The organism is Halomonas cupida (assembly GCF_900142755.1).
Lineage (GTDB): Bacteria > Pseudomonadota > Gammaproteobacteria > Pseudomonadales > Halomonadaceae > Halomonas > Halomonas cupida.
In genome coordinates this window covers 43883-67297 of record NZ_FRCA01000005.1, presented here as the reverse complement: position 1 = coordinate 67297, position 23415 = coordinate 43883, and the positions used below count along the sequence as shown (strand labels likewise).

26 protein-coding genes are annotated in these 23415 nt (G+C 61.2%); 5 read left to right on the top strand and 21 right to left on the bottom strand.

The window, feature by feature from the left end; all coding sequences use genetic code 11:
• Nucleotides 1–196: 196 nt before the first annotated feature.
• Nucleotides 197–616: a hypothetical protein gene (locus tag BUE38_RS22535; RefSeq protein ID WP_143166286.1), complete on the top strand. Its 420-nt coding sequence runs from the start codon at nt 197–199 to the stop codon at nt 614–616.
• On the opposite strand, the gene BUE38_RS10505 is transcribed toward BUE38_RS22535, so the two are convergent.
• The 7 genes from BUE38_RS10505 to BUE38_RS23105 all read right to left on the bottom strand — a co-directional run bounded on the left by BUE38_RS10505 (nt 589) and on the right by BUE38_RS23105 (nt 5478).
• The gene (locus BUE38_RS10505) at nt 589–1227 is read right to left on the bottom strand and encodes a peroxiredoxin (protein WP_073435167.1); all 639 of its coding nucleotides are present in this window, start codon (nt 1225–1227) and stop codon (nt 589–591) included. The genes BUE38_RS22535 and BUE38_RS10505 overlap by 28 nt on opposite strands.
• Before the next feature lie 155 nt (nt 1228–1382).
• Nucleotides 1383–1871, bottom strand: a complete 489-nt coding sequence (locus BUE38_RS10500) for a C40 family peptidase (protein WP_073435432.1) — start codon at nt 1869–1871, stop codon at nt 1383–1385.
• A gap of 177 nt (nt 1872–2048) precedes the next feature.
• The gene (locus tag BUE38_RS10495; protein ID WP_073435166.1) at nt 2049–2393 is read right to left on the bottom strand and encodes a hypothetical protein; all 345 of its coding nucleotides are present in this window, start codon (nt 2391–2393) and stop codon (nt 2049–2051) included.
• Between the two features lie 115 nt (nt 2394–2508).
• Nucleotides 2509–3675, bottom strand: coding sequence for a metal ABC transporter solute-binding protein, Zn/Mn family (locus tag BUE38_RS10490; RefSeq protein WP_073435165.1), 1167 nt, complete (start codon nt 3673–3675; stop codon nt 2509–2511).
• A gap of 40 nt (nt 3676–3715) precedes the next feature.
• Nucleotides 3716–4618 carry a metal ABC transporter permease gene (locus tag BUE38_RS10485; protein WP_073435164.1) on the bottom strand — a complete coding sequence of 301 codons (903 nt, stop codon included), beginning with the start codon at nt 4616–4618 and terminating at the stop codon, nt 3716–3718.
• Nucleotides 4619–5338 carry a metal ABC transporter ATP-binding protein gene (locus tag BUE38_RS10480; protein ID WP_073435163.1) on the bottom strand — a complete coding sequence of 240 codons (720 nt, stop codon included), beginning with the start codon at nt 5336–5338 and terminating at the stop codon, nt 4619–4621. It abuts the gene before it with no gap.
• The gene (locus tag BUE38_RS23105; protein WP_170234283.1) at nt 5338–5478 is read right to left on the bottom strand and encodes a hypothetical protein; all 141 of its coding nucleotides are present in this window, start codon (nt 5476–5478) and stop codon (nt 5338–5340) included. The genes BUE38_RS10480 and BUE38_RS23105 overlap by 1 nt, the downstream gene beginning before the upstream one ends.
• Nucleotides 5479–5806: 328 nt before the next feature.
• Here BUE38_RS23105 and BUE38_RS10475 point away from each other — a divergent pair, with 328 nt between their 5' ends.
• The gene (locus BUE38_RS10475; protein ID WP_073435162.1) at nt 5807–6361 is read left to right on the top strand and encodes an outer membrane protein; all 555 of its coding nucleotides are present in this window, start codon (nt 5807–5809) and stop codon (nt 6359–6361) included.
• On the opposite strand, the gene BUE38_RS22530 is transcribed toward BUE38_RS10475, so the two are convergent.
• Nucleotides 6333–6623, bottom strand: coding sequence for a hypothetical protein (locus BUE38_RS22530; protein ID WP_143166285.1), 291 nt, complete (start codon nt 6621–6623; stop codon nt 6333–6335). The two genes, BUE38_RS10475 and BUE38_RS22530, sit on opposite strands and share 29 nt — an antisense overlap.
• A 69-nt stretch (nt 6624–6692) precedes the next feature.
• Here BUE38_RS22530 and BUE38_RS10470 point away from each other — a divergent pair, with 69 nt between their 5' ends.
• Nucleotides 6693–7313: a DUF4202 domain-containing protein gene (locus BUE38_RS10470; RefSeq protein WP_073435161.1), complete on the top strand. Its 621-nt coding sequence runs from the start codon at nt 6693–6695 to the stop codon at nt 7311–7313.
• Here the strand turns inward: BUE38_RS10470 and BUE38_RS10465 are convergent.
• The 6 genes from BUE38_RS10465 to hemP all read right to left on the bottom strand — a co-directional run bounded on the left by BUE38_RS10465 (nt 7293) and on the right by hemP (nt 13356).
• The gene (locus BUE38_RS10465; protein ID WP_073435160.1) at nt 7293–8042 is read right to left on the bottom strand and encodes an ATP-binding cassette domain-containing protein; all 750 of its coding nucleotides are present in this window, start codon (nt 8040–8042) and stop codon (nt 7293–7295) included. The genes BUE38_RS10470 and BUE38_RS10465 overlap by 21 nt on opposite strands.
• Complete coding sequence (locus BUE38_RS10460) at nt 8036–9073, bottom strand: FecCD family ABC transporter permease (RefSeq protein WP_084541876.1); 1038 nt, start codon at nt 9071–9073, stop codon at nt 8036–8038. The genes BUE38_RS10465 and BUE38_RS10460 overlap by 7 nt, the downstream gene beginning before the upstream one ends.
• Entirely contained in the window at nt 9070–9933 is an 864-nt protein-coding gene (locus BUE38_RS10455) for a heme/hemin ABC transporter substrate-binding protein (protein WP_073435159.1), read from the bottom strand. Before BUE38_RS10455 ends, BUE38_RS10460 begins: the two co-directional genes overlap by 4 nt.
• Nucleotides 9930–10973: a ChuX/HutX family heme-like substrate-binding protein gene (locus tag BUE38_RS10450; protein WP_073435158.1), complete on the bottom strand. Its 1044-nt coding sequence runs from the start codon at nt 10971–10973 to the stop codon at nt 9930–9932. Before BUE38_RS10450 ends, BUE38_RS10455 begins: the two co-directional genes overlap by 4 nt.
• Before the next feature lie 11 nt (nt 10974–10984).
• Nucleotides 10985–13057 (bottom strand): TonB-dependent receptor domain-containing protein, encoded by a 2073-nt coding sequence (locus tag BUE38_RS10445; RefSeq protein WP_234986902.1) that lies wholly within the window; start codon nt 13055–13057, stop codon nt 10985–10987.
• Nucleotides 13058–13167: 110 nt separating this feature from the next.
• A complete protein-coding gene (hemP, locus tag BUE38_RS10440; protein WP_084541873.1) occupies nt 13168–13356 on the bottom strand; it encodes a hemin uptake protein HemP in 189 nt (62 codons plus the stop codon).
• A gap of 393 nt (nt 13357–13749) precedes the next feature.
• On the opposite strand from hemP, the gene BUE38_RS10435 reads away from it, so the two are divergent.
• Nucleotides 13750–14019 (top strand): hypothetical protein, encoded by a 270-nt coding sequence (locus tag BUE38_RS10435; RefSeq protein ID WP_073435428.1) that lies wholly within the window; start codon nt 13750–13752, stop codon nt 14017–14019.
• On the opposite strand, the gene BUE38_RS10430 is transcribed toward BUE38_RS10435, so the two are convergent.
• The 3 genes from BUE38_RS10430 to BUE38_RS10420 all read right to left on the bottom strand — a co-directional run bounded on the left by BUE38_RS10430 (nt 13999) and on the right by BUE38_RS10420 (nt 17845).
• A complete protein-coding gene (locus tag BUE38_RS10430; protein ID WP_234986896.1) occupies nt 13999–15129 on the bottom strand; it encodes a C45 family autoproteolytic acyltransferase/hydrolase in 1131 nt (376 codons plus the stop codon). The genes BUE38_RS10435 and BUE38_RS10430 overlap by 21 nt on opposite strands.
• A gap of 448 nt (nt 15130–15577) precedes the next feature.
• A complete protein-coding gene (locus tag BUE38_RS10425) occupies nt 15578–16834 on the bottom strand; it encodes a dicarboxylate/amino acid:cation symporter (RefSeq protein ID WP_073435157.1) in 1257 nt (418 codons plus the stop codon).
• A 228-nt stretch (nt 16835–17062) separates the two neighbouring features.
• Nucleotides 17063–17845 carry a dienelactone hydrolase family protein gene (locus BUE38_RS10420; RefSeq protein ID WP_073435156.1) on the bottom strand — a complete coding sequence of 261 codons (783 nt, stop codon included), beginning with the start codon at nt 17843–17845 and terminating at the stop codon, nt 17063–17065.
• Between the two features lie 266 nt (nt 17846–18111).
• Between BUE38_RS10420 and BUE38_RS10415 the strand changes: the two genes are divergently transcribed.
• Entirely contained in the window at nt 18112–19329 is a 1218-nt protein-coding gene (locus tag BUE38_RS10415; RefSeq protein WP_073435426.1) for an ABC transporter substrate-binding protein, read from the top strand.
• Nucleotides 19330–19450: 121 nt separating this feature from the next.
• Here the strand turns inward: BUE38_RS10415 and BUE38_RS10410 are convergent, their stop codons facing one another.
• From BUE38_RS10410 to BUE38_RS10395, 4 genes are all read right to left on the bottom strand, one after another.
• The gene (locus BUE38_RS10410; RefSeq protein WP_073435155.1) at nt 19451–20764 is read right to left on the bottom strand and encodes a branched-chain amino acid ABC transporter permease; all 1314 of its coding nucleotides are present in this window, start codon (nt 20762–20764) and stop codon (nt 19451–19453) included.
• Nucleotides 20764–21768, bottom strand: a complete 1005-nt coding sequence (locus BUE38_RS10405; RefSeq protein WP_073435154.1) for a branched-chain amino acid ABC transporter permease — start codon at nt 21766–21768, stop codon at nt 20764–20766. Before BUE38_RS10405 ends, BUE38_RS10410 begins: the two co-directional genes overlap by 1 nt.
• A gap of 52 nt (nt 21769–21820) precedes the next feature.
• A complete protein-coding gene (locus BUE38_RS10400; RefSeq protein ID WP_073435153.1) occupies nt 21821–22525 on the bottom strand; it encodes an ABC transporter ATP-binding protein in 705 nt (234 codons plus the stop codon).
• 117 nt (nt 22526–22642) lie between these two features.
• Nucleotides 22643–23413: an ABC transporter ATP-binding protein gene (locus BUE38_RS10395; protein ID WP_073435152.1), complete on the bottom strand. Its 771-nt coding sequence runs from the start codon at nt 23411–23413 to the stop codon at nt 22643–22645.
• Nucleotides 23414–23415 lie beyond the last annotated feature (2 nt).

The following is a 23415-nucleotide window of genomic DNA, read 5'->3' as shown; positions in this document are numbered from 1 at the left end:
GTGTGACTCCTTCCACCGCCTGTCATGGAAATCCTGGCTGGTGCAGGTTTCAGGTGATGGCTGCATGGATCGCCGAGAAGGTCCTGCAGCGTCACCTGTGTTGAGGGGCACTATCCCTGCTTTGTCGGGGGCTGTAAAGACTACGCGGTGCTGCACCCGACCCGATATTAACCCGGCATGCTTTCATGTTGGGTTAATGGCGGCACAGGGACGTGCCGCCGTCGGCCATCAGGCCGACGCGAGACCGTGCCACACCAGCAGATCCGCGCATCTGCGCCAGTGTGGTGCTGACGACAATCACATCGATCAGGATGAGCTATTTGATTGCCATTTTATTAACCCGGCATGCTTTCATGTTGGGTTAATGGTGGCACAGGGAAGTGCCGCCGTCGGCCATCAGGCCGACGCGCGGCCGCACCACACCAGCAGATCCGCGCATCTGTGCCAGTGTGGTGCGGACGACAATCAAATCGATCAGGATGAGCTATTTGATTGCCATGTTAATAATAGTTTGCGGGAGCTGGTGATGGCACTGCGGCAACCTGGGCAGTTGCTGCCCGGGTTACCGCAGGGTGATGGGAACGGAGCTCAGGAGCGGTTGGGCTGCTTGACGTAGCGTAGGTAGGGGCGCAGCTCATCCCAGCCATCGGGGAACAGTTTGGCCGCTTCCTCGTTACTGACCGCGGGCACGATGATGCAGCGATCACCGTCCTGCCAGTTCACCGGGGTGGCCACCTTGTAGCCGTCGGTCAACTGAAGGCTGTCGAGAACCCGCAGGATCTCGGCAAAGTTGCGTCCAGTGCTGGCCGGGTAGGTCAGTGTCAGGCGCACCTTTTTCGCCGGGTCGATGATGAAGACGCTGCGTACGGTCAGGGTGTCGTTGGCATTGGGATGAACCATGCCATAGAGGTCACTGACCTTGCGGTCGTCGTCGGCCAGCAGCGGGAAGTTGAGGCCGTAGCCCTGGGTGTCCTCGATGTCGCCCACCCAGGCATGGTGATCCTCGATGGGGTCGACTGACAGGCCAAGGACCTTGGTGTTGCGCGCATCGAACTTCTGCTTGAGGCGCGATACCTCGCCAAGTTCCGTGGTGCAGACCGGTGTAAAGTCCTTTGGGTGGGAAAACAGGATCACCCAGTTGTCACCGGCCCAATCATGGAAGCTGATGGGACCCGCGGTACTGTCCTGAGTGAAGTCCGGTGCGGTATCTCCCAGTCTCAGTGTCATGGCGTACTCCTATCGGTTGGGTGGAACCTCGTTGGACAGGGCAATGTAGCCTGAGTTTGCTGGTCTGTGGCTTACGGCCACGAACGTGACCAGCTTTGCATGGTCGGCGCCCCGGCTCCAACAATCGCTTTGCATAACTTCATCACTTGATCTTCTCAGGGAGCGGGAGCCGCCGCACCGACGTAGTGCTCCTTCCAGTAGTCATACGACAGTGAGGTGGTGGTTACCGTGCGCCCGCTACCCGGAGCGTGAATCATGGTGTCGTCGCCCATGTAGATACCGACATGACTGACCGAGGAGCCGGATCCGGTAGCAAAGAACAACAGGTCTCCGGGGCGGGCCGACCTGGTGTGCGGCAGAGTCTCGTACTGGTCGCTGGATGACCTGGGCAGAGCAATACCAGCGCGCAGGTACGCCATCTGTACCAGCCCTGAACAGTCCAGCCCGCGCGCATCACTGCCACCGTAGCGGTAGGGCGTGCCGACGGCATTGCGAGCCTCCTGGAGCACCAGAGCACGCTCCATGGAAAGTCCCTCGCCATCACTGGTCGACAGTTGAGGACCGGCACAACCGGCCAGCAACGACAGCAGCAGACAGCAGACAAACAGGCGAAGGCAGGTGACAGGGGGCAGCGAGTGCGTCATCGAAGGCGAGTCCATGCGGCGATGAGTCGGATGCTCTCCAGGGTAGCCGCAACGGCGCCCAGTGCCAAGCACCACAGATACCAGGCCCGGCGCCAGAGACACTGGATTTGCCCTGCATGGTTGGATGCGCCGTGGATAGTGACGAGACACCGCTGGGTCGCCCTGGGCTGCCAGGGATCAGCGAAAGGAAATTCGTGTGCCATTGGCAAGCATCTCTTCCGGTGTCATGGCGTGGCCTTCAACACCGATCATCTCGTCACCGCACTGGTCCGCCCAGGTCAGCACACCGTGGGTCAGCCCCAGGTCTCCCAGCATCTCGCGGATCTCGCCAGTGCCCAGGAAGGTGCGGGTTGCGCCGTTATTGTCACACAGTTCGGATATGCCGTTGGCGTGATGGAAGCGAACGGTATAGATGCCGTCCATGGACTCCACCTCGACAATCGGTGAAAGGCCATGGGACAGGGCGCGAGACAGCGTCTTGAGAGTGATGCGGTTATCGAGAGAGTCGTCGATATCGGCCATTGCACAGGCCTCGCAGGCAGAAGAGTCCATCTACCAGCGTGGCCCAGGTTCGCCGATTCGGCAAATGTAAACCGTTGCCGCCCGGGCTTGACGCTACGGGCGACAGCGGCTGGACTCAGTGGTCGTGGTCGTGGTCGTGGTCGTGGTCGTGGTCGTGGTCGTGGTCGTGGTCGTGGTCGTGGTCGTGGTCGTGGTCGTCGCCTTGCTGCTCAGTGCCGGCCAGGCCGTCATGCAGGATGGTGGCATTGTGCATCACCATGCCCAGATAGCTGGACGTATCACCAGAAACCGAGAGAGCCCCGGTATAGAGCGTGCCGACGATGGGCACACCGGTTTCCTCGGACAACTGTTCGATCAGGCGCGGACTGGACATGCTTTCGAGGTAGAACGCCGGAATCTGCCGCTCCTTGACCGTCTCGATCAACCGGGCGATATCTGCCGCGGAAGGCTCGGCCTCGGTGGACAGACCAACCGGTGACAGGAAGTGCACCCCATAGGCGCGCGAAAAGTGACCGAAGGCGTCATGGTTGACGATGACCTCGGCATTGGCTGGTACTTCCTCGAACATGGTATTGATCTGCTGGTCTGCAGCGGCCAATTGATCGATATAGGCCTGGGCCTGCTCGCGGTAGTCTGCTTCATGCTCGGGGTCCACGGCGATAAGTCCATCGCGGACATTGGCCGCATAGACCTGGCCGGCCGCCAGATCCAGCCATGCGTGGGGGTCGAACTCTCCATGGTGATGGCCGGCGTGGTCGCCATGCTCATCGTGGGCGGCATGTTCCTCTGCGCCATGTTTATCTGAGGCATGTTCGTCTGAGACATGCTCATGCGCTTCTTCCGCATGAGCATGGTCTTCGCTGTGGTCATGTGCGTCTTCGGCGTGGTCGTGTGCCCCGCCTTCGATGGAGTGGCCCTCGTAGGGTAGTGGCTCGATACCGTCCGTAGCCACCACGGTCTTGCCTTCATAACCACTGGAGTCGAGCAGGCGTGTCATCCAGCCTTCGAACTGCAGGCCATTCAGCACCACCAGGTCGGCCTCGGCCAGCGAGCGCGCATCGCTGGGACGTGGGCTGTAGACATGTGGGTCACTGTCGGCACCGACCAGCGAGGTCACCTCGACGTGATCGCCGCCGACCTGGCGTACGATATCGGCCAGTATGCTGAAGCTGGTGACGACTTCCACAGGCTCTTCGGCCTGGGCATTGCTGGCAAGAGCCCAGGCTGGCAGGGTTGCGACCAGCAGTTGGGCAGAGCGACGACGGAAGATATGTGGCGACATCAGGACAACTCCGTTGAGATCGACTAGTGGTCAGGGTGATTCAATGGTCAAGACTGTTGGATAGCGGCGTCGCGCGTCGCCGCAGCCTGGCTGTCAGGCTGTGATGACGTCCGAACAGTGCAGACAGCAGGTAGGCACAGCCGGCCAGCAGAATGATCGCAGGGCCCGATGGCAGGCTGAGATGATAGGAGAGCAGTAGACCACCACTGCTGGCCACCAGCGCAATCAGCACCGACAGTACCATCAGGCCTTCGAGTCGAGTGCTCCAGAAGCGTGCGGTGGTCGCCGGTAGCATCATCAGACCCACTGCCATCAGGGTGCCGAGTGTCTGGAATCCGGCGGTGAGGTTGAGCACCACCAGACCCAGAAAAACGCCATGCACCATCCCACCCTTGATGCCCTGGCCGCGCAGGAAGAGCGGGTCGAGACATTCCACCACCAGCGCCCGAAAGATCACCGCCAGGATGATGACAATCAGTGTACTGATGGCCGCGATCAGCAGCAGGGCGGTGGAGTCCACGGCGAGAATCGAGCCGAACAGAACATGGGTCAGGTCGACGCTGCTGCCGCCCAGCGACACCAGCATGACCCCGCCGGCCAGCGAAATCAGGAAGAAGCTCGCCATGGCCGAGTCTTCGCGATGTCCGGTCAACTGCGAGACGCTGCCGGCCATGACCGCCACCAACAGTCCCGACAGCATGCCGCCCAGACTCATCGCCGGTAGCGAGAAACCGGCCAGCAGGAAGCCCAATGCTACGCCTGGCAGAATGGCGTGGGACATGGCATCGCCGATCAGACTCATGCCACGCAGCATCAGGAAGACCCCCAAGGGTGGTGCGGCCAGTGACAACGCCATGCTGGCGACCAGCGCGCGCTCCATGAAGCTGTAGCTGAAAGGCGCAATCAGCCAGGTGTGAATCAGGGAGAGAAATGACTCGAGCATTCAGACGGATCCCGGGAAGGTCAGCGGCAGGCGTGGTGGTCGTGACAACTGGCCGGTATGGCGGTCGACAAGTATATCCGGTGAAGCCCAGCGGCCATGGCCCTCCGTCAGGATCAGCACATCATCGGCAAGGCGCGCCAGTTGCTCCATGTCATGCAGGACGACGATGATGGTTGCCCCTTCGCTGGCCATTTCGCGCAGGACATCCATCAGCACTTCGACGGTATCGATATCGACATTGGCGAAGGGCTCGTCGAGCAGCAGTAGTTCGGCTTCCTGCATCAGGGTGCGGCCAATCAGCGCACGCTGGCGCTGACCGCCTGACAACTCGCCAAGCGGCCGGTGAGCGAGATGGGAAATGCCCAGTCGCTGCATGATGTCGCGCCCGCGTCGATAATGCGCACCACAGTAACCGAGGAAGGCGCCGTGACTCGGCCAGGTGCCGGTCATGATCAGTTCCTCGACGCTCATCGGGAAACTCAGATCCAGGGCGAGTTGCTGGGGCAACCAGGCACGACGCACGGCGGGCACCTGGCATTCTATGTGGCCGTTGACTGGCGTCAGCGTGCCCATGATGGCCTGAATCAGAGTGCTCTTGCCGGCGCCATTGGCGCCGATCAGGGCGGTAATGGCGGCATCCTGAAAGTGACCTTCGAGATGTTCCAGAACGGTGCGCCCACCTCGTGCCAGTTGCAGGTCCTTGAGCTGCAGGCGCGACATCAGTGCCACCATCCTGCTGACCAGGCGACAGCCAGCCACAGGGGTACCAGGGGTACCAGTACCAGAGCAAGTCGTCGCCAGACCGATAGCGACATCAGGGAAAAGTGGCAGGGCCCTTCCGGGCGGTGACTATGTGACATGAACAGACTCCACTACGATGAAAAAGGTTATAACATAACAATAGCGTCCAGGGCTACGTCTGGTTGATGACGTCATGAAGGACCCGCCCCGGGAGCTGCCCGAGAGGGAGGGGCCAGGGGAATATCAAAAAGATGCATATAGCGTATGCTTGTCTGTAGGAGATTGATTCTGCAGAATATCTGCGCTGGGCAGCGAGGAGCAGAAACACGAGGCTGTTGCTCATGCAAAATTTCCCGCTGCAGGATTGCCTTTCCCGCGATAGACTTCGACAGTATTGCCTGTAAGTGATTCTGCACAGGTCTAGGGATTTCAAATGGAGCTTGTCTGATGTCACTGGTCGTGCGTCGAGAAACGTTCTGGGCGGTATGCCTGAGTAGCGTTCTGTTGTTGATGTCTTCCCACTGCTTCGCTGGCGGTAACACTGGCTTCTATCTGGGGGCTGGTGCAGGGCAGATCGAGGGCGACGGGGATTTTGATGATGATGCCGGATTGGCCAAGGTGTTTGCCGGCTACAACTTCGGCTGGCTGCCGTTTCTCGACCTGGGGGCTGAACTGTCGTACATGAATGGTGGCAAGTTGCATGACCACGTCGATGGGCATGCGGCGTCACTGGAGATCGACAGCTGGCAGGCGATGGGCATTGCCGGGCTGAGCTTTGGCCCCTTCGGTGTCTACGGCAAGGCAGGTTTCGCTGAGTGGGATGCCGAGCGCCGTGGCGATGGCAATCTCGACCGCAACTTTGATGGTACTGACCCGGTCTATGGCATCGGTGCACGCCTCAAGTTGTTTGATGTTACCGGCCGTCTCGAGGTCGAACGCATTGATACCGGTGATATCGGTAATATCGATAGCCTTACCGGCAGTGTGGTCTATACCTTCTGATCTGACGGGAACCCAGTTCAGGCACTCCAGGAAGCCGACGCCATGGCGTCGGCTTCCGTGTATCCGGACGCTGTTCCCGAGCGGAGATCTTTCCTGCCGAGTCCGTGCCGATGGCACTATTATTAACATGGCAATCAAATAGCTCATCCTGATCGATTTGATTGTCGCCCGCACCACACTGGCGTAGATGCACGGATCTGCTGGTGTGGTGCCGTCTCGCATCGGCCTGATGGCCGACGGCGGCACGTCCCTGTGCCGCCATCAACCCAACATGAAAGCATGCCGGGTTAATACCATGAAGAATGTCCGTGAACCCTGCAGTGGAGAGACCATGAACACAACGCCCTACCATGAGGCGCTTCTGGCGCTGGACGGGCTGCATGCCGAGGACCCGCGCCGAGTCACTGTCGAGGGACAGCCGCAACCGCTGGAGCTGTGGCATGCCGGACGCATGAGCGCCTGGCTGGAACAACTGGTCGAGTCGCCCAGCGAGTGCCTGCGCCTGGCAGTACGTGCCCAGCATCTCAAGCGTTGGGAAGTGCCGCGCGATGATTATCCCGAAGGCCGTGTCGGTTATCTGACCTGGCGACGGGACCAGGGACAGCGTGCCGGTGAGCTGACGGCGTCCATCATGCGCGAGGCAGGCTACAGTGACGCTGAGGCTGATGACACCGCGCGTATGGTGCGCAAGCAGGGATTGGGGCGCGACCCGGGGACTCAGGCGGTCGAGGATTGCGCCTGCCTGGTGTTTCTGGAGAACTACTTCGCTGACTTCTCCCGACAGGTCGATCATGATCACCTGATTCGTATCGTACAGAAGACATGGCGCAAGATGTCGCCTCGGGCACATGAACTGGCGCTGGCTCTGCCGATGTCCGACAGCGCCAGGGCGCTGGTCGAGGAGGCCCTGGCCGTTCGCGGCAGTCTCGGCCTAGCGCCGAATGGCCAGTAGCGATGAACCTTCATCATCCCAGGTGATATCGTCCAACTCGGCCCGATAGATCGGTGCCAGCCGCTCGGCACGCAGCACGTCAGCAGGGGAGCCGGCGTCGATGCGGCAACCTCGATCCATCAGCCACACCCGGTCGGCAAAGCGGCTGGCCAGATTGAGGTCATGCAGTACGCAGATGACGGCCAGGTTGCTGCAGCGAGTCTGGCGTCGCAATAGACGCATCAGGTTCTGCTGCTGGCCGATATCGAGAGCACTGGTCGGCTCATCGAGCAACAGGTAGCGGGGCCCTGGCTGTGGGCCTTTCAACTGGCACAGGGCGCGGGCGATCATCACTCGCTGGAGCTCGCCGCCGGACAGGGACAGCACGCTACGTGTGGCCAGCGTATCCAGTTCCAGTTCCTGCAGGGTTCGGCCGATGCCGTCGTCGCTGCAATGAGCGCCCAGCGCCACCAGGTCCCTGAGTGGCCAGGCGAAGGCCGGGCGTTCCTGCTGGGCAACCAGTGCTCGCCTGGCGGCCAGTGCGGCCACTGACCAGAGTGCAAGCTCCTGACCCTCCAGACACACACGCCCATGATCCGGCTGGCGAAAGCCGCTCAACAGGCCCAGCAACGTGCTCTTGCCGGCACCATTGGGACCGACGATGGCCAACAGCTGTCCGGGATGGATGTGATCGCTGAGCGGGGCCAACTGGGGGGTACCTTCAAGACTCGCTGATTCCAGGCTCAGCATCGCGGGCTCTCCCTGAGCAATAACCACAGGAAGTAGGGGCCGCCGATCAAGCTGGTCAACAACCCGACCGGAATCTCGGCAGGTGTGGCCAGACTGCGCGCCAGGCTATCGGCAAGCAGCAACAATAGAGCGCCGCCAAGCATCGAGGCCGGCATCAGCAGGCGATGTCCCGGCCCCAGCCACAGTCGCAGGCAGTGAGGGATCAACAGGCCGATGAAACCGATGATACCAGCCAGTGCCACACTGACTCCCACCCCCAGAGCGCAGGCAAGAATCACTCGGCGACGCAGCCTGGGTATGTCCAGCCCGGCTGCGTGGGCGGTGAGGTCCCCCAGTTGCAGCAGGTCGAGATCCCTTCGGCTACGCAGCAATAGAGCAAGGGCAATGGGGGCTGCCAGCCATAGACCAATGACCGCAGGCCACAGGGCATTGGCGAGACTGCCCATGCCCCATAGGCTGAGCTGTCGCAGTTGCTGATCATTGGCCAGAAAGGCCAGAAGGCCGCCTCCGGCAGCGGCCAGGGTGTTGATGGCCAATCCGGCGAGCAACAGGGTGAAGAGCGCGGCGCTGCCCTGGCGGGCGCTACCGAGACTGAATACGAACAGCCCCACCGCAAAGGCGCCGACGAATCCGGCGATGAATTGACCATACAGTCCCAGGACGCTGTGGGTACCGTCCAGCAACACGATCCACAGGGCCACGGCACAGCCGGCGCCACTGGCCATGCCCAGCAGGGTCGGGTCGGCCAGTGGGTTGCGGAACAACCCCTGCATGGCCGTGCCGGTCCCCGCCAGCAGCATGCCGACGCCCAGACCCAGTGCCAGGCGCGGCACACGCAACTGCCACCAGACCTGCCAACTCCCGGTGTTTCCGGGGCTCTGCAGCATCTGCCAGCTGAGTCCGAGTGGCCCACTGCAGGCTGCCCAGATCAGTACCAGCACCAGCGACAAGCCCAGCCAGTACAGAGGCTTGAGCGGCCAGGCGGTCCGGTCGGATGGAGGCGCGTGGCGAGTGACAGGGGTCGTGGTCATGGCGACAGGTCGTCAGTCAATGCGGCCAGTTGGCCATGCAATGCGATCAGCGCATCGGTGGTGCGAAGGCCCATGCCGAGCAGTGCGCCGCTGTTGATGGCAACGTAGTGGTGCGCCTTCCCGGCGGGTGTCAACGACAGTCCCGGGAGCTGCCACAGACCCTCGGGGCCACCAAGCGCTGCCAGACCATCTGCGGGCAGTATCACGACATCGGGGGCTGCCGGCACCAGGCCTTCGGCGGAGATCGGGCGATAACCCTGCATCCCGGCAAAGGCATTGGTAGCACCCAGGCGTTCGACAAGCTGATGAGCGAGGGTGCCTTGTCCCGCGACCATGGGCGTCATGCCGCCATGGTGCAGCACGAACATGACTTTCAGACCATCCAGCGGGGGCAGTGCGGCAAGCTGTTCGCGACTCCTGTCGAGCTCTTCGATCAGTGCCTTGCCTTCGGCCTGCTTCCCGTAGATGGCGGCGAGGGTGTCGATCCGTGCCGGCAGGTTGTCCAATTGCGGCGACTGCTCGAAGTGAATCAACTCCACGCCACTGGCTTCAATCTGCGCCAGAACCTCACGCGGGCCGGCTGCCTGGGCAGCGATCACGCGCTGAGGAGCCAGACTGAGTACGCTTTCACCGGACAGGTTACGTAGATAGCCGATCGACGGCAGGCTGGCCAACTCGGCGGGCCAGTCCACCGTATCGTCACGTGCGATCACGTTGTCACTCTCGCCGAGTGCGGCGACGATCTCGGCCACATCTGACCCCAGCACCAGGGTACGGGGAGAGGCCGCGACGGTGTGACTGCACAGTACTAGCGCGAGCAACAGGACCAGAAACGGAATGCGCTGCTGGAGCGTCATCATGCTGCTGACCCGCGTTGCTGGAGGCTTTGCAACAATCGGCGCCATCCGGGCGCTTCCGGCTGCCCCTCGCGGCGTTCCCCATAAAGCTGCACAACCAGCTCGCCTGAGGCATCGAAGGCTTCGAGGCTGGTGACACCGCCGTCTCTGTTGGGTTTGAACACCTCCCAGACCTCGGCAATGGCAGTGTCGTCCAGGTGCAGAGTGGCATCGGCGGCAAACAGGTTGAGCCAGCCACGCTTGCGCTCGGGCTGGGGGATGACCCCGCTACGGATCTGCACGCAACCGGGGCTGGCAACAAAGATCATTACCCCCTGGTTGGCATCTGCCGCTGCATGTAGCAGCTGCTCTACACAGCCGCCGGTCAAGGCACGGGTAAAGCGTCCTTCCATCAATGCATTGGCATCGCGCCGTTGCAGTTGGTGACGGCTCAGCAGGCCGAAGAACTGGTGGACGTCGGTCATTTTCGCCCATTCCTCGGCGAGGCCGGCAATGGGAACGGATACAGATTTATCGCTTGCCGGCTCACCGAGTCCCACGAAGCAGGGGGCGTCCTCGCTACCTTCCTCGGCAATCGACTGCCACCAGGCATGATGAGCGGGGGACTGGCAGAACGCCTTGTGGACAGCGCGCCCGTGGCGATCGAAGATCTGTACGCTGAAGCGTACACCCTGCGGCAGCTCATCGCGGATCATGCAGGCCCAATGCCAGTGGCGGTAGAGCAGGCGCAGGTCCAGGCCGCCGGGATCGAGGAGCAGCCCCGCATGGCCACCACCACTGACACGCGGGTAGATGCCGGTCTGCTCGAGTACGGCCAGACGCGAGCGGGTCAGCGCCTTGACGGGCCCGAGCTTGTGAAACATCGATGCCAGCGTATGTGGTGCATAGGGCAGGGTGGTGACATCTTCACCGAGTCGTGCTGCCTGCAGTGCTCCCTCGCTGACGCCCAGGCGCTCGGCGAGAACAATGGCTGGCGTGTGTGGACTGGATTCACGCAGATTGCGGAAAGCGTCGAGAATGGCGCGACGTTGGTCTTCGCTCATGGTCGGACCTCCTACCATTGGTAGCTGATATTGGCGAGCAGACTGCGGCCATCGCCGAGGCTGCCGTCCGGGCGGAACCACTCCTTGTCGCCGGCATTGGCCAGACGCAGAGAGGTTGTCAGCTGGGCACTGGGCTGCCAGGCCAGTTGTAGATCGTTGAGGCCGTAGCCGGGCAGTTGGCTGCCGTCATCGGTGTCGTCGAAGGACTGGGCGAAGCGTCCACGCCAGCCCAGCGTCAGATGACTGCCGGTGAAATGCCAGTCGGCGCCCAGAGTGGCTTCCAACGGTGTCTGGCTACCCAGACCCTCGCCACTGTCGCGATCCTTGCCCGAGACTTCGGACAGGGCCGCAAAGGTATCCAGTTCCGGCAGGGCGCCGGGCTGATAGCCGAGTCGCAGGTCGTAGCCCCACAGGTGCGCCCGCGAGACATTGACTGCCTGAGTAGTACCGGCCTGGATATCGACCTCGGTATCGATGAAGTCATCGGCGCGGGTATCGAAGTAGCTACCGCGCAGTGACAGCTCACCCGACTGCCAGTTGAAACCGCTTTCCCAGGTATGGCTGGTCTCCGGGGACAGCTCGGGGTTGGGCACCCAGAAATTGTCCGGCACACAGAAACGGGGTCCGGCACAGAAGCCAGCGAAATGACGGTCGGTGGTGTACAGTTCGTTCAGTGTCGGGGCGCGAAAGGCTTCGGCATAGCCGCTGTAGAGCATCAACTCGGACGTCGGTCGCCAGGCGAGACGAACCCTTGGTGACAGTTCGTCATGGTCGCTGTTGTCGCCGTCCTGGTTCGACGCCTGATAGTTGTCGTAGCGCAGCCCCAGACCGAGGTCGAACTCACCGATACCACCATTACTGAGGTAGTTGCCAACGGTCAGAGTGTCATCGACATAGATGGCGCTGGTGTCGATGTCAGCATCCGGGAAGCCGGAGGCTCCGCCACTGGCGTCCTGCTCGGCGTGTTCCAGCTCGACGCCGAACACCAGGGTCTGGTCGAGCCAGCCGTGCTCGAAGCGAGTGACACCATCGCTCTGCAGCCCATAGCGGGTCAGGGTTCGGGAGTCCGTGTCGTCGATGTCCTGGCGGCTCAGCGACAACCGCGTATCCAGTGAGGTGACCTCGTTGGGCGTCCAGTGATGAGCGATCTGGGCATTGTCGCTGGTGACATCACGGTCGACCTGGTCGTTGCTGGATGTGACCTCGATCTGCTGAGGGTTGGCGGGTTGCAGGCTGTCTTCGCGATAGTGCTGCCAGCTGGCCGTCAGGCGCTGATCCTCGGTAACCTGCCAGCCCCCCTTGGCCAGCATACTGGTCAGCTGAGCATCTTCCTCGGCATCTTCACCACCGGCGCGGCGAATATCGCCGGAGTCGCTGTAGCCCAGCGATACCAGCCCATCCAGGCTACCGACACCTTCACCACTGCGCCCGAAGAAGCTCAGGTGAGAGCCGATTTCATGGGCACCGGTGGCGCCGGACAGTGACACGCGCACGCCACCGTCCTCGCCGGGAGCCAGCAGATCCGCCGCATTCACCGTGGTCAGGTTGATCACGCCGCCCATGGCATTGCCGCCATACAGGCTCGACAGCGCACCGCGGGCGATCTGTACCTCCTTGAGCAGCGCCGGGTCGGCGAAGAAGTTGCCCAGGTGTCCGGTGGTGATGTCTTGACGTACCCCGTCGAGCCGAATCAGTACACCCTGGTTATCGAAACCACGCATGCTGATGGTCTGCCCGTTGCGCCGCCCGCTACCACTGACATGGACGCCAGGCTGTTGAGTAATCACGTCCTCCCAGCGAGTTGCGGTGGACAGCGCCGGATCATCTCGCTGAATGACATCAATGATCATCGGGGCACGCAGGAGGTCCTCAGGGAGTCGAGTCTCGGTGACGACTAGAGTGTCGTTGTCGGCAGTTGGTGGTGTGTCGACAGTTGATGGAGTGTTGGCGGCGTCCGGAGAGGATGAGGTCTGGGCCAGTGCCATCGGGGCCAGGCTCGTGCCCAGTACGAGTGTGGTAGTGAGTACCAGTGTTGTACCAGGCACCGGGGCCAGCCAGCGACCACTGTGAACCATGCATTTCATTGGCGTTGCTTCCGCTGGTGATCTGGCTGGCTGGGGCGGGAGCGCCCGGGCTGGCTGTTGAGGTTGTCAGGGCGTCTTGAGTATTGCTGGGCAAGGACTTCGCTATTCCTTCAGAGCGTCAGAATCAGCTTGTTGTGGCGTGTTCTGCGCAGTCGATACTGCTGGCCATTGTGCTCGATGATCAGCTGGCCATCCGTTCCCAGTAGCGCTTCGCTGGTTACGGTTTTCGGTTGTCCGCGTTGTGATGTAGTGCTGGCGTGCAGGGCGGAAGGCCGGGGCGAGTCGGGCGAGGTAGCCATCAGGGGGAGTCCATCTGCCTGAATGTTATTGATAAGTATTCTCAAAAGATAGCATCTATCATTTCTAAGCGCAACTTGCCTTGTCGACAGCCCCTGCCAACCACTCCTGCCAACCACAGTGCAGCCGGACACCGGTGGTCATGTTCCGGGCTTGACAGAAAATAGATATGCGACCATATTTCAAATAGCAATGATTATCATTGATAAAGTCTATGTTGTTAACTGCCAGATCATGGAATGTTGCTGTAAGTATGGATTGTTGCTGCAAGTGGAGCCTCTCCATGAGTGGAGCGTTGCCATGAATCGCTGAGTCGGAGATGCCGTTCCCGTCCCGGCGGATAAGCCCTCTGGGCTCTGGAGCGGCGTTTCATGGTCTGCTATCAGGAGGTCGTCATGTCCTATCGCATCAAGACCGCGTTGCACGGTGCCAATCCGACGCTGGAGATCTTCGACGTGTCATCGGGTTCGATGCGCATGGCCTGGGAGTATCCCAGGGTGACCGAGGATACGGAGAATGATCCGGAGCTGCTCGCCATGCGACGCGAGGAAGCGATCCACGAGCTGTTTCGTCGTCTGTTCCTGCTCACCACCGAGCAGTACCTCAAGGACGAGCTTCCCGGTCATGGCGATGCGACTGCAGGGTCAAGGCCGCAGGCACACTGACTCCTTTACCTGACAGGGTTTGCCGTGACGCAGCCAGAGCGTGCGCTGACTGAGATCCATGACCACACTGAACAGGGTCTCCATCTGCTCCTCGGCGGGAACGTCAGGGTTGAAGTGACGGCACAGCGATTCCTGGCCTTCTTCATGGTCACCGAGTAGGTCAAACAGCTGCTCGGCGGCCAAAGGAGCCTCCTCGCCGTTGGACAATGCTGCGCAAAGGGTATCGAGGCGTGACAGCCGTGACCAGGAGTCTGGTTTCGGAAAGTCTTCTACCCAGTGTGTCGCCGCATCACTGACCAGATGGTTGGTATGCGTGATCAGCCCCTCGCGGGGCAGAATACGTCCCGGGTTGCCGGGGTGGACCTCACAACCCAGTGCCTGGCCGGAGCCATCGGCCAGCAGAAAATGGGCGGGAGCACAGATACCATCATTGGCAATACCCTCGGCTTCGTCGAAGGTACGACACTCGAGAATTCGGCGCAGAGCGATATGGATCGGCAGCCCTTCACCGCAGGTCGCAGAGCGTATGGCATTCAGAGCGACACCGATGCCGTGCTCGTTGAGCCCCACCTTGCCGACCATGCCGGCTTCACCGATGCTCAGTAGCGTTGGTGCCTCCGGAGGCTGAATGCGCAGGGCCACGAGATGGCCCGTCTGTTCGGCGCGCCAATCCCAGTTCTGGGCCAGCCATTGATGCCCCTGGTTGAGCAATGCCAGGGCCGAGCAACCGCCACTGGCCCGAGTCAGCGAGATCTCGCTGCGACAATTCAGGGTTAGGATATCGCTGAGCTCGCCACCGATGCCCTGGGCCATGCCGTCCATTTCCTCGATGATCTCGGGAAAGCGCTGTTCGATCATCGGCAGGAATCGTTGTGCATCGCGTCGCGCTTCATGCCAGCGCAGTCCCGCCATGTCATGAAACAACCGGTCATAGACGTTGATACTGGCGATGATCGCACGGCGGTGCAGCCGGGCATGCTGCTGACCGATCTCGAAACGGCTGCCCGAAAGCTCGGTGAGTTGCATGCTCGCCTCTCTATTGACATGGCAATCAAATAGCTCGTCCTGATCGATTTGATTTTCGTCCGCACTACACTGGCGCAGATGCACGGATCTGCTCCAGTGTGGTGCGGTCTCGCGTCGGCCTGATGGCCGACGGCGGCACGTCCCTGTGCCGCCATCAACCCGACATGAAAGCATGCCGGGTTATTAACATGGCAATCAAATAGCTCGTCCTGATCGATTTGATTTTCGTCCGCCCTACACTGGCGCAGATGCGCGGATCTGCTGGTGTGGTGCGGTCTCGCGTCGACCTGATGGCCGACGGCGGCACGTCCGTGTGCCGCAATCAACCCGACATGAAAGCATGCCGGGTTAATATGATGTACTGGCGTCAACTTGACGGTGATTCTGTCACTGTAGCAGGTCTGCGTAGGGGGCCGGGAAAAGGAGAGCCGCCCATCAGGAGGGCGAGAGGCGCTGTCATCAGGGCCTGAAACGCATCGCGCCAGCTACTGGCTGGCGCGATGGCATCATGCATCACTGGTGAAGCACCGTTCTATGACTTGTGCCTGGCGTTGTAGACGTCCTCGTCGAGTTCACCTTCGCTCTTGCCGACCAGGGTAGTGACCATCAGGTCCCCGGCAACATTGACGCTGGTTCGCGCCATGTCGAGGATGCGATCCACCCCCGCCACCACAGCAAGTGCCTCCAGCGGCAGGCCGATCTGGGCCATGACGATGGACAGCATCACCAGGCCCGCGCCCGGCACGCCGGCAGTGCCGATCGAGGCCAGAGTACCGGTGAGGATGATCATGCCGTAGTCGGCCAGGCTCAGGTCGACACCGATCAACTGAGCAATGAAGACCGCCACGACTCCCTGATAGATGGCGGTACCATCCATGTTGATAGTGGCGCCGACCGGCAGCACAAAGCCGGCTACCCCTTCGGAAACGCCGAGGTTTTTCGTGGCGCAACGCAGAGACACCGGCAGAGTGCCCGATGAGGATGCCGAGGAGTAGGCGACCACCAGAGCGTCCAGGATGCCCTGCAGGTAGCGCAGTGGGTTGAGGCGACCAAGCAGTGACAGCAGGCCGGAGTAGACCACCAGTACGTGAAGGACGCTGGCCAGATAGGCTACGCCGATGACCTTGGCCAGAGGCAGTAGCACTTCCGGCCCATAGCTGCCGGCCACATGGGCAATCAAACCAAAGACGCCGAAGGGAGCGATGGCCATCACCAGGCTGGTCAGCTTGACCATGGCCTCGGCAAAGCTCTCGAACACGCGCACGACAGGCTCGCCCTTGTCGCCGATCAAGGTCAGAGAGATACCGAGGCCGATGGCGAAGACGATGATCTGCAGGATATTACCGGTCGCCAGAGCGTCGATCGGGTTCTGGGGCACCAGTCCGACGAGAATCTCGACCAGGCTGGGCGCTTCCTTGCCGGCGTCAGGATTGGGCTCGAAGCTCATGTCGAGGCCGACACCGGGCTGGAACAGCCAGGAAGCCAGCAGGCCGATGGAAATGGCAAAGGCCGTGGTCAGCAGATACAGCGCGATAGTGCGTGCGCCGATCCGCCCCATCTTCTGTGGATCGCGCATGGCGGTGATGCCTACCACCAGCGTCGAGAACACCAGTGGGACGATCAGCATCTTGATGGCATTGATGAAGATGTCACCAAGCGGCTTGAATATACTGGCATTTTCGCCCATCAGCGTGCCGGTGATAACACCGAGAAACAGGCCTGCAAGGATCTTCTGCCAGAGCGGAATGCGTTGCCACAGGTTGGAGCGATCAGGGGCAGTCTGGGTCATGAATGAGGCTCCGGAAGTTGGTAGGGCTGTTGTTGGCCGGGAGGTCATGTTATGGATCGAGCCAGGCGAGCGAACCCTGCGCCCCTGTGGCGTGGTTCATTGGCCTGACTCGAGCCGTTTCCGGCGCGCATTCTACTGTTGACGGCCTCCCTGTGCGAGCCACTTCAATGTCAACCGGTGCCAGGGTAGGGGTTGACATCCCGGATGAAAGCGATCGCTGGCCCCGCCTCAAGCATCCGGTGAGGGCGCTCCAAGGGTCTGGCCGAGCAGATCATGAAACGCTGACCAGGAGGCCTGATCGGCGTGCTCACGATAGCTATCACTGCCGAAGACTGTGAAGGCATGGGGCGCGCCGGAATAGACCTCGATCTGGTAGGGCACTTCCGCTGCCTCGAGTTCCTCGGACAACGCACTCACCTGGTCCATGCCGATGGAAGTGTCTGCGCCGCCGTGTGCAATCAGTATAGGGGGCGTATCGGCGGGATAACGCTGTCCCTCGGGAGTCTCGAGGCCGCCATGAAAGGAGGCATAGCCGAGTACCTGATCCGCCTGACCCGAGCGAGCCAGCTCGAGTATGACCGCGCCTCCGAAGCAGTAACCCATGACCACGGTAGGTTCGGCCGCGCCTTCGCTTCTGGCCTGTGCCAGGCCTGCCAGGGTCAGTTCGCGCATTCGCTGGCGATCCTCATAGAGTGCTGACATTTCAGCCTTTCTGGCGTCTACCTCCTCCGGGCGATTACCGGCGCCGTAGAGATCAATGGCAAAGGCATCATAGCCGGCGTCGGCCAGCATGTCGGCGCGTTGGCGCTCATAGTCGGTCAGGCCATCCCAGTCGTGGATGATCAGTACCGTGCCCAGGGGCTGGCCGTCGACCGCTTGTCCCTCGGCAGCGGCGAAATAGCCCTGAAAGTCCTCGTCGGCAACACGGTAATCAATGTTCTCGCCCGCTTGACTGCTGGTGGTGATGAAGCTGGCAGCCAGCAGGGCGATGGTCGTGGGTACGGGACGCATTGAAGTCTCCTTCCGCATAGGTAGTACAGGATTTGCATGGTGTTGTGCAGCATCTTCGCTTGAACCTGCACAGGTGTTCCTCTGCAGTATAGAAACCTTCATGGAATCCTCGGGAAGCGCCCTGCAAACGGAGAATGAAACACTGTTGCCCCGCGGGAACGTTGGCGGCATCAACTTGAGTTTTCCTCGCTCCCCTTCCAGATTGTGGGATGAGGCATACCAATCATGCAGAGAACGACCTCAGTACAATCAGAGCGAGACCAACAATCATGAAAAAACGCGTACTGGTGACTGCCGTAGCGGCGACGACGCTGGCAGTGAGTTCAATGGCCCTGGCCGAAGTCAAGATCGGCTTCCTGGGTGGTTTTACTGGCGGCATCGAGTCGATGACGCCGGGCATCATGGATGGCGCTGCTCTGGCGGCAGCCCAGGTCAACGAGCAGGGCGGGATTCTGGATGGACAGGAGCTGGTGATTCCCACCGGCGATACTACCTGTGCCGATGCGTCCGCGGCATCCAACGCCGCCGACCGGATGGTCAACACCGAGCAGGTGACGGCCATCGTCGGCGCACTCTGTACCGGTGCGACCATCGCGGCGGCCAATAATGCCGGTATTCCCGGTGGCGTGACCATGGTCTCGCCGGCATCGACGGCACCAGCCGTCACCAGCCTTGACGACAACGATCTGGTATTCCGCACCGTTACCTCCGATGCCTATCAAGGGCAGATGCTGGCCAAGCTGCTGCTCGACAAGGACATTACCGAAGTGGCGGTGACCTACGTCAACAATGACTACGGCAAGGGCCTGTCCGATGCCTTCAGCACTGCCTTCGAGGACGGCGGTGGTGCCGTGCTGGAGAACGTTGCTCATGAGGAAAACCGGGCCAGTTACCGTGGTGAACTCGGTACCCTTTCGGCCACGGGAGCGCCGACGCTGGTGGTATTGGCCTACGCCGATACCTCTGGCCAGACCGTGCTGCGTCAGGCCTACGAGAGCGGCGTCTTTACCCAGTATGTGGGGGCGGATGGCATGGTCAGCGACAGTATCATCGAGGCGATCGGTGCTGATGTGCTGAATGGCATGATTGCGACTCGCCCCGGCAGCCCGGACCTCCCGGGAACCGACCTCTATGCCGAGCAGGCCCGGGCTGAGGGTTATGATCCCAGCGCAGTATTCGCTCCTCAGGCCTACGACGCCGCGTTCCTGTTGGCACTGGCGATCCAGAAGAACGGTAGTGCCGATCGTGAGGGCGTCTCGGAAGCCCTGCGCAGTGTCTCTTCACCGCCTGGTGAAGTGATCCTGCCCGGTGAGTGGGAGAAGGCCGTGGGTCTGCTCGCCGATGGCCAGGACATCAATTATGAAGGCGCGGCAGGTACCCAGGACTTCGATGAGAACGGCGATGTGCCGGGTGTCGTCGAGGAAATGGCTGTCGAGGAGGGTACCTTCACGGTCAAGGGCTTCGTTGAACCTGATGACGCCTGAGTCCTGAACCGGTAACGCCTCTTATCTGTGCCAATGCTCGCAAGCCTGGTACATAAGGAAAGCCCCCGGTTGGGGGCTTTTTCGTAGGGGATATCAAAGGTCTGTGCGAAACGGCTACGGGTCAGTTGTGGTGTCTTACCTTCTCGGGCAGCAGCCCCTTGGGAGCGACACGCAGCACGATGGTGATCAACAGGCCGATGACCAACACTCGGGCCTGCAACGCACGGCTCTCGAGGTTGCGGGGAATGTCCCAGCCGAGGCTGGAGTGGCCGAAGTTGGCCGCCAGGTCCATCACATACAGTGCCAGTGGCTCAGACATCACCCAGATGATATACACCGCCACGGCACCGAGAATGGTGCCGAAGTTGTTGCCGGGGCCACCAAGAATCACCATGACCAGCACCAGGAAGGTGTGATTCAGCGGCAGGAATCCCTGAGGATCGAAGATGCTGTTGAAGCTGCCGAGGGCGGCGCCGCCGATCCCCATCAGGATGCAGCCCAGTACGAAGATCTGTAGACGGCGGTGGTTGATGTCCTTGCCCATGGCGGCGGATGACACTTCGTTGTCGCGAATGGCGCGGATCATCCTGCCCCATGGCGCGTTGTAGGCGCGCTGCAGCAGCAGGAAGAATACCAGGATCATCACGGCGGTGATGGCGAGGTAGCTGGCCCGGGCCAGGGTGAAACCCAACTCGGCGGGGCCGGGCACCGGCCACGGAAGCGGAGAAACCGTCGCTGTACCGCGGGTCAGCCAGTCCGCATTCTTGAGGAAGGCCTTGATGATCTCGGCGATACCAAGGGTTGCGATGGCCAGGTAGTCACTGCGCAGACCGAGACAGATATTGCCGATAAAGTAACCGATACCCCCGGCCAGGGCGCCACCGACGATCCAGCCAACCCATACCGGAAGGCCAAGGCCGCCGATGAACTCCACCTGGTCCTCAATCTGGTCGGCGACTCCGCGGAAGTGGCTGATGGCCACCATGTAGAGCACGATGCCCAGTATTACGGTGATCAGCGTGCGCAGGCGCTTCGGCACTCCGATGCGATCGAGGCGTGAAGCGCCAATGACGACCACGACGGCGGCGACAATCCACAACAGGGCCACACCCAACTGGCCGGGTAGATCGCTGTCCCAGAAGGCCTCATTGACCGGCACAGTGAAGGTCATGGCCGAGAAGCCGCCCAGCGCCACAAAGCCCATGACACCAGCATTGAACTGTCCGGCATAGCCCCACTGGATGGTCAGGCCCAGGGCAAGGATGGCGTAGCAGCTGGCCTCGACCATCATGCGTGTGCTGTAGGCCGGGCCCATGAACAGGAAGACGGCACCGACGGCGGCGACCACCACCGTCAGCATGATCAGCTCGCGGATCGGGAAGGTGCCGGTGGTGGTATCCGCCGCCTCGCGGCGGTGTAGATTCTGGTTGTTCATCAGATCACCTTGCCCTTGAAGATACCGGTCGGGCGCCACACCAGGATGGCGACGAGGATGAAGAATGGCACCACGATCTTGTACTCGGTGCCGACGAACGCCAGGTTGCCGGGTAGTTCGAGCCATGTCGGCAGGTTGTCGCGGAAGGGCCGCAGCAGCACGCTCCAGTTGAATACCGCCAGAGTCTCGGCGAAGCCGACCACGAAACCACCGGCGATGGCGCCGAAGGGCTGACCCACACCGCCGACAATGGCGGCGGCAAAGATCGGCAGCAGAATGTGGAAGCTCAGGTCCGGCTTGAAGGTGACATCCATGGCCAGCAGAGTGCCGGCAATGGCGGCCAGCCCACCGACCAGCATCCAGGTGACGGCAACAATCATGTTGGTATTGATGCCTGAGGCGCGGGCCAGATCCGGATTGTCGGACATGGCACGCATGGCCTTGCCCAGCCGTGTGCGTGACAGGAAGAAGTGCAGGCCGATAACCGCGAGGATGGTCAGCGCGAACAGATACAGCTGGGGCTCGGTGATTACCACCGGCATCCTTACGCCCTCGATAGGCAGGGCGAGGCGAAAGATCTCCTTGCGATCATCGACATACAGGCTCTGGCCACCGGTCCCGGCAAACAGACGAATCAGGCCCTGAAGGATCAGGGTGACCCCCAGCGAGGCGATCACCATGACGATCGGCTTGACGCCGTGGGCGCGCAGTGGACGGTAGAAGGTGCGATCGATGATCACCGCCAGCAGGGCCGTAAGCACGATGGCCAGTGGCAGCATGACGATAGCGGTGGGAACCCCGATGGCCTGCCCTGCCTGAGGGAACAGGGTGGTCAACAGCAGGACCATGAAGGCACCGAAGGTCATCATGTCGGCGTGGGCAAAGTGGGCAAAGCGCATGATGCTGAACACCAGGGTGATGCCCACCGCGCCGATGGCGTAGATCGAGCCGGTGACACTGCCGGCGATCACGACGTTATTGATGAAGAAGACTAGCTCGTTCAAGGCGAAATCTCCGCTCGAGGGTGAGCAGCATCAGCTGCCGAGAAAGCGATATTCAGCCACCCAGAAAGCTGCGGGCGACATCCGGATCTGCCAGCAGAGCCTGGCCGGTATCGGTGAAGCGGTTCTGGCCGGCGGCAAGCACGAAGCCCCTGTCGGCGATCGCCAGCGCCTGGCGGGCATTCTGCTCCACCATCAGGACACCGACACCGGCACCATTGATTTCCTTCACGCGGTCGAAGATCTCGTTCATGTACTTCGGCGAAAGGCCAGCAGTCGGCTCGTCGAGCAGCAATAGTTTGGGTTCGGCCATCAGCGCGCGGCCCATGGCGACCATCTGGCGTTGGCCACCGGATAACTCGCCGGCTGGTTGGTGGCGCTTCTCGTAGAGCGGCGGAAAGAACTCGTAGATACGTGCCAGCATGCGCCGGCTGCTGGAAGGCTTGAGGAAGGCTCCCATCTCGAGATTTTCCTTCACGGTCAGGCTGGGAAACACATTGTGTTCCTGAGGGACAAAGCCCATGCCCAGCTCGACCAGACGATTGGGCGCGAGATTCTGGATGGGCTTGCCATGGAGGAATATGTCTCCCCCGGTGACATTGAGCAGGCCGAAGATGGCCTTGAGCATGGTCGACTTGCCTGCCCCATTGGGGCCGACGATGACACCGATCTCGTCGGCCTCGATGGCCATGTCCACCCCGTTGAGGATGTTCATGCCACCGTAGCCACCTTGCACGGCCCGTGCGTCGAGTAGAGGCATAATGGTTTCTCTGCGTTATCGGACCTGCCTTTCGGGAGGGTCCACTTGTTGTTGTGACGCCAGTCTGTCGTCGTTGTGTTCTTCCGGTGTTGCCGATGATCGCGCGACGGAAATCGCTCAGGCGGCACCGGCGCCAAAATAGGCCTCGATGACCTCCGGGTTGTTCTGGATCTCCTCGATCGAGCCCTGCACCATGACCGTCCCCTGGGCGAGCACGATCACGGGATCGCACAGCCGCGCAATCATGTCCATGTCGTGTTCGATGACCAGGAAGGTGTAGCCGAGCTCACGGTTGAGTCTCTCGATATTGCCCACCAGGTCGCCCAGCAACGTGCGATTGACCCCGGCGGCGATTTCATCGAGCAGCACCACTCGGGCCTCGGTCATCATGGTGCGACCCAGTTCCAGCAGCTTCTTCTGACCGCCGGATAGATTACCGGCAAGTTCGTTGCGCACGTGGTTGAGGCCGATGAAATCGATGACTTCCAGAGCACGCTGCTTGACCTCGTTTTCCTGTTCACGCACGCGACGAGGCGTCAGCCAGACACTCTTGAGCGACTCACCCGGCTGACTGGGCGGCACCATCATCAGGTTTTCCAGCGCTGTCATGCTCGAGAATTCATGGGCAATCTGGAACGTGCGTAACAGCCCCTTGTGGAACAGTGCATTGGCGGGCCAGTTGGTGATGTCCTCACCATCCAGCAGGACCTGGCCGGAATCCAGCGGCAGGGCCCCGGCAATGATATTGAACAGCGTCGACTTGCCTGCCCCGTTGGGGCCGATCAGCCCAGTGATCGAGCCCTTCTCGACCTGTATCGAACAGTCGTTGATGACATGCAGGCCACCAAAGGCCTTGTTGACGTGACGCACATCGATTATCGGTGTCATAG